Annotated in this window: 5 protein-coding genes; 3 read left to right on the top strand and 2 right to left on the bottom strand. The window is 36.8% G+C overall.

The features are described from left to right. Positions 1 to 334: 334 nt before the first annotated feature. Positions 335 to 1,750 (bottom strand): 30S ribosomal protein S6--L-glutamate ligase, encoded by a 1,416-nt coding sequence (gene rimK / locus ABXH34_RS16885; protein ID WP_502710425.1) that lies wholly within the window; start codon positions 1,748 to 1,750, stop codon positions 335 to 337. A gap of 497 nt (positions 1,751 to 2,247) precedes the next feature. Here rimK and ABXH34_RS16875 point away from each other — a divergent pair, with 497 nt between their 5' ends. The 3 genes from ABXH34_RS16875 to ABXH34_RS16865 all read left to right on the top strand — a co-directional run bounded on the left by ABXH34_RS16875 (position 2,248) and on the right by ABXH34_RS16865 (position 4,605). After that, entirely contained in the window at positions 2,248 to 3,234 is a 987-nt protein-coding gene (locus tag ABXH34_RS16875; protein ID WP_353573054.1) for a Rossmann-like domain-containing protein, read from the top strand. Between the two features lie 97 nt (positions 3,235 to 3,331). Next, positions 3,332 to 3,565 (top strand): hypothetical protein, encoded by a 234-nt coding sequence (locus ABXH34_RS16870; protein ID WP_353573053.1) that lies wholly within the window; start codon positions 3,332 to 3,334, stop codon positions 3,563 to 3,565. Positions 3,566 to 3,567: 2 nt separating this feature from the next. Then, positions 3,568 to 4,605, top strand: coding sequence for a radical SAM/SPASM domain-containing protein (locus tag ABXH34_RS16865; protein WP_353573052.1), 1,038 nt, complete (start codon positions 3,568 to 3,570; stop codon positions 4,603 to 4,605). An 81-nt stretch (positions 4,606 to 4,686) separates the two neighbouring features. Here the strand turns inward: ABXH34_RS16865 and ABXH34_RS16860 are convergent. Then, a partial coding sequence (locus ABXH34_RS16860) for a YhdP family phospholipid transporter (protein WP_353573051.1) occupies positions 4,687 to 6,503 on the bottom strand: 1,817 nt, incomplete at its 5' end.

Below are 6,503 nucleotides of genomic sequence, written 5' to 3'. Positions count from 1 at the left end.
TCGCCAAGCGGCTGATGGCATTTTAGATTATTTGGAACGCAACTAAGGTATTTTGTGTTTATTTGAGTTTGATATATTTTTAAGTTTTTATAATCAATATAAACCTATGATACTGATTATTAAATTTAATAACGATGAAGTGCCTACTTTTATAATGTATGCACTTTCTCATATATGACTCAAGTTTTATTTTCGGAGAAAAGTATTTAACGGTTGATGTGGAATGAATTTATAAGTATTTGATATTTAAATAAACAGATATATCAGTTCTTCAAAAATAGTGCACATAATTGTTTGTTTTATAAAACTTATTTTAATTCCACATCAGGCGTATTTAAGTTATATTGACCATATTATCTGTACCAGCACTTAATTCTCGTTTCCAATTTAACCCTTTTTCAACGGCTGTTATCATCATTGTAGCAATGTCTTTCCCTGTAGCATCCTCAATACCTTCCAAACCGGGACTAGAATTAACTTCCAACAACAATGGACCGCGCCGTGAACGAATAATATCAACCCCAGCTACTTTTAAATCTAACACTTTAGCTGCTTTAACTGCTATCTTACGTTCGTCTTGCGTAATTTTAACCACAGAAGCCTCACCACCTTGATGAATATTGGCACGAAATTCACCGGGAGCAGCACGTCTCTGAATTACAGCAACCACTTTTCCATCAATCACAAAACAGCGTAAATCTGTTCCTTGCGCATCTTTAATAAATTCTTGTACTAATAAATTTGCATTCAAACTTTTAAACGCATTAATCACACTTTCAGCGGCTTTCTTAGTTTCAGCAAGAACAACACCTCGGCCTTGTGCCCCTTCCAATAATTTAACAATCAACGGTGCGCCACCAACCATTTCAATTAAATCTGAAGTGTCAAGTGGTGAATTAGCAAAACCCGTAATGGGCATGTCCAAACTATTTTTAATCATAAGTTGAGAAGAATAAAGTTTGTCACGAGATTGGGTAATGGCAGAGGCTCGATTCAATACATAAACCCCCATCGCTTCAAACTGTCGTACCAAAGCACATCCGTAAAAAGTGGCACTGGGACGAATTCGTGGAATTACCGCATCCAATTCTGATAATACTTTACCACCGCGATAATGCACTTCTGGTTTGGTTGTATCGAGACGCATATAACAATGTTTGATATTTAAAAACATCATTTGATGTCCACGTTCTTCGCCTGCTTCTAAAATTCTCTGGTTGCTATATAACTCTGGATTAGTTGCTAACACAGCGATTTTTAAGCCCGTATTTTGTTTTTCATCTTGAATATAATATTCTTGCAATTGCTGTTTTGATACTTCACCTAAGCAACAACTATTGGCAGGATCAACTAAAATCCGTCCCATCATCGCTTCACGCCCCAATAACATACGATACCCCATTGAGTCTCGGTTTGCTAATGTCAGCTCAATATCCCAAGTTTCGCCGCCAATCGAGACAGGTTGCCTAATCACATAACGTTTCTCGCTAATACCACTAGAGCTTTTGATGTCGCGCTGGTCAACGATAGGAGCTTCACAACGTAGAACTGTTTTGCGATTACCTTGAATGGGGTGAATTTCAAAACTAACCCAATTGCAATTATCACGCTGAAAAACTTGCATATTAAACGCATGAAGTGATGATGTTTTTGCCCCAGAATCCACCCGTGCTTTAATTGCTTTCATGCCTAATGTAGGCAATGCACACCATTCCTCACTACCAACAATAATTTTTTGTGTTTGTTCCATCTTTATTTTGACTTTAGCCTTTAAATTAATAGCCTATGTTACGCAAACAATTTTCGCTTTACAATAGAATCCAACGCTTTAATTTTAGTAACAGTCTTTATATATTTACTATCCTTAAAATGTAGATGGCTAATGAGTTAAAAAAGAATAATGGCGTATTATAACTTATTGAAATATTAATATTTTATAAAAACTATCTGAAGTGTTGATATATGCTATTAAAAAACAATTGCAATGTTTGCAGGAAATTTTGATAAGGAAGTGTAATATTGCACCATCCTAGAATGAAGATTAGAAGAAAGAAAATCCAATGTTGGCCAAAAAGGATATAAAGGCAAGACACTTAAATGTGCAATAGTCTGGAGAAATATTGCTAAGATTATGCTGAAGTATTGTAAAATGCAGCCTAAACTTAATATATACGCTTTAAGTCCACGACTATAGCGTGTTATTTGCCTGTGATTTTTACATTTTCGAGATATTAACTCCATAACATCATGTCAAATCCTAACCTTGTTTATGATTTATTATTAGATTCTATCAATACTTCTACCGCCCACATTGACAGTTTATTGATGGGCTTAGTTTGGACACAATGTCGGAATAATCAAGGTGGTATCGGTTTAACCATGACCTTGCCAACAAGCAAACGCACAATCAGTTGGTCTGGCACAATGCGGAATCGCAAGATATTAGACATTGCACAATGGATACGTTCTTGGGATATGCACGAGGCGATCATTGGACAAGCTGCGATCAACAGTGTGTTGAGTCAACATCATTTGCCTGATTTAAAATTACATGCGTTACCACATCATCCCATCGCTGCCAATTTAGCCGTGTTTGATTATTTTTTACCACAATTGAAAGGCCAAAAGGTTGCCATTGTTGGGCGTTACCCCCATTTGGAAAAGTATGAAGGTTTGTTAGATTTAACCGTGATTGAACGTAACCCTCATGTGGAAAATGATGTATTGGATTCGGCTTGTGAGTTTGTTTTACCGCAATCAGATTGGGTATTTTTAACCGCAACCAGTTTGACGAATAAAACCTTTCCGCGATTAGCTGAGTTATCCAAATCTGCCCATACCGTCTTAATGGGACCTAGCGTGCCTTGGTTGCCTGACTTGGTTGAATTTGATATTGATTTTTTGGCAGGTGTGACGGTTGAAGAGCCACAAACATTGTATCAAACCATTGCAGAAGGTGGCGGCACACGGATTTTTGACCAAGCGGTGCGCTATCATATTTTAGATTTGCGTACAGTTGAATTATCTGATTTAAAAAGCCAAATTGCGGATACCGTGGTACAACGTGACCGCTTGAAAGTAGAAATGGAACAATGGTATCAACGTGGTTTATATCGTTTTCCAAAATTGGCGGAACTGGAGCTAATCGACCAACGTTTGTCTGAGTTGGATGCACATTATAAACGGCTTTGGGATGCACGTCATTTCCCTACTCCTAAAGTAGATTTATGTTAAAAATCGCACTAGAATTAAATTGACAGTAGCGATATTTTTAGGCTTACTGTTTTGCGTTATTTCCAATAAATTTTAATACAGGTTCTAAGGATATAAAATGAACAAACCTGTTTTTTTTATCAGTGTTTTAGCAGGCTTGATTATTATCTTTGCCATAAAATCGATATTCATTGGTCTTGCCATTATGCTTGGTGGCACAATCATGTCGGTAGTGTTATCTAATGTATCCAATAGCACTTTTGGTATTGATGATGACGAAGATGATGAGGCACTCTTTGATGATATAACTCAATATCCAAGCAAAAATCATTCTGATGACGCTGAGGATTAATCATGGAGGCTTACGCGCCTGCCCATTTGCTGCTGCAATGGCATGTCACTGAACGTTGTAATTTGCGTTGCTCCCATTGTTATCAAGAAACTTATACTCGTAATGATGAGTTAAGCTTTGAACAATTATTGGGCATTTTGGAGCAGTATAAATCCCTCCTCGATATTTTTAGCCAGCGTTTATCGCGTCCTGTTCGTGGTCATATTAATGTGACAGGTGGCGAGCCCTTTTCACGTTGTGATTTTTTAGATTTATTAGCGGTTTTTGCCGAGCATCGTGACGTATTTGGTTTTGCGATTTTGAGTAATGCAACGTTTATTGATGCGGCGATGGCTAAACAATTACACCAGTTGAAACCGCGTTATATTCAAGTCAGTATTGAAGGCACGGAACAAACGCATGATGCAATTCGTGGTAAGGGTAATTTTAAGCAAACTTTGGCGGGTTTGGCCGAATTGCGCAAAGCGGGAATTTATACGGTAATTTCGTTTACAGCCCATCGGCGTAATTATAAGGAATTTCCTAATGTGGTAAAAATTGCTCGGCAGTATAAGGCAAATCGAGTCTGGTCTGATCGTTTGATTCCACAGGGTAGCGGTGCAAATGAGTACATTTTAACTCCTGAGGAAACACAGGATTTTTTCCAGTTAATGCACGATTCTCAACAATCAGCACAAAAGTCATGGTTTAATCGTACCACGGAAGTTGCCACGCATCGGGCGTTACAGTTTTTGATTTCAGGTGGCAAGCCTTATCGTTGTATGGCGGGTGAGTCATTTTTAACTATTCAATCTAATGGAGATGTATTGCCTTGTCGGCGGATGCCGATTGTGGTGGGGAATATATTGGAAACGCCATTATTGGAGTTATATGATAATCCGCATTTATTTAAGCAGTTGCGTGATCCTGAGTTGGTAAGCCAAGGTTGTGAAGGCTGTTTTTATCAGAAGTTATGTCGTGGTGGTTTAAAGTGTTTGTCGTATGCAGTTACAGGTGATCCATTTCAGGCTGACCCGAATTGTTGGAAAGGCATAAAGTGATAAAAAAGAGCTAATGGGTTCATTAATCGTAATCTCATTGCTTACTTTTTAAAAATTTTGAATGCACAAAGTATATCATCATCAATTTTCTTGTTGTATCAGCTTAATTTGCGGATCATCCCAATCACCCATAACTTGATATTCATAATATAAATTTTTCTCAATTTGCCGTTGTAACATTTTTTGAATAATGAGCGTGACTGCTCCAACCCCTAAACCACCAACCAATGTACCCGCTACAGGCAAAGTATTGGAAACATGGGGAATAATTTTAACAGTCTGATTATAATACTCTTCTACAAAATGGGTATGGCCGTGCATTTCAACATGAGCCACGGGACTTTGCAATATCATGTGATTCGTACTGGCAATCCCTTCTTTAATATCAAACTCCCCAACGATGCTTTCAAACCGTAAACCCTTATCCGTAATATCTCGAAAATCCAGCAATAAACGTTTAGGCAAAATCAATACATCAAATAAACCAAAAATACGCCCAACACCAGGGTCAACTTCTACAATATCTCCTTGAGTCATTAACAAACGCAAATGTCCTTGCATGGTTTTTAAATCAAAATCATCAAAGCCACCATTCCAATTAATATCCAACAAACCTTCTGTAAAACCTTGTTCTATAGGTGGTTTTGGATAACCTAAACGCCTTAATAATTGCCCAGTGTCTGCACTATGTACTTTAACTTCGAGTTGACTATGAGCTTGTTTTGGTTGGTATGTCCATAAACCTTGAGCTTGAATATTTAAGCCTTTTGCTTTTGCTTCAAAAAGTTCCAATTCCCAGCCTTTTTGATGAGGTTTTGCGTATAAGTTCACATTCCCTAATTCTTTATTGCCAAATTTAAAATTATCAATATGCGCTGAAATTTTAGGAAATTCAAAGGGATTAGTTAATTCTTTAGCTTGATGTTCTGCCTGTTGTTTACGGGGTTCTGTCATATTTAAATATTGTAGTTTTGCATTGACACTGTCTTTTTTAGTGTGATATTGGAGTTGTCCCAAAATGTCTTGGCTTTTCACAAAAATACGCCATAAAGATTTTCTGTGAGTTAAGGTTGCTTCAACTTGATTAAATTGCTGAGTCCATAAACCCAGTTGCTCGAATTTAAGCTGAATATCAATAGGTAACAAGGGACTATCGCCCTCAACATCAGGCAAATTATGCCAAAATTGCAACCAGTCTTTAGCTCCTAAATGGGTAATATGGCCTTTTACATCTAAGCGATTTGAATTAGGTAATTGAGCCTTAGCCCGTGTTCCTATTAAAATCTGGCCTTTATGCAAATTATCGTCTAACTCTAATATACCATTGAGCAAATCTCCCAATGATAAGGTAATGATATCTTGTTTATTTATGGGGAAAAGTAACTCTACAGATAAAGGCATTTTTAGAGGGGTTATTTTATTTAACGGCGCGGGTAAATGAATACTCATCCCTTGTAAATTGGATGAAAACTGAACTTTTGTATAATTTTTATGTTTTTCATGTTCAAAGTTCATAATATCAACATGTGTTTGCCAATGTGCTTGACCTTCAAAACGCTGATACAATTTTAAATCTTTCCATTGTTCCTTGATTTTAGACATTTCAAGATTAATAAAATTTTTATCCATTTTTCCTTCAGCATCAATCTGGATTGCTAGCCTATCATTTTGTTTTCCCAGCTTAAAATACAAGTCAATTGGCTGTCCCCAAAGCTGCCCTTGTAAGTTTTCCGCATTCAATTTTTTATCTGTAAAATATAGTTTTCCTGTAAGGTTTTGTAGCTGATGTCCTATAAAATTTTCTTGTAACCGATTATTTTTAAAATCAATAGAACCTGAAATTTGATCAGGCTGATTATCTAAACCAATGACTAAATCAATATTGACCCCAACTTTTC

The organism is Candidatus Albibeggiatoa sp. nov. BB20, assembly GCA_016744725.1.
Lineage (GTDB): Bacteria > Pseudomonadota > Gammaproteobacteria > Beggiatoales > Beggiatoaceae > Albibeggiatoa.
The sequence above is the reverse complement of the archived record's forward strand: the minus strand, read 5'-3'. Positions and strand labels throughout refer to the sequence as shown.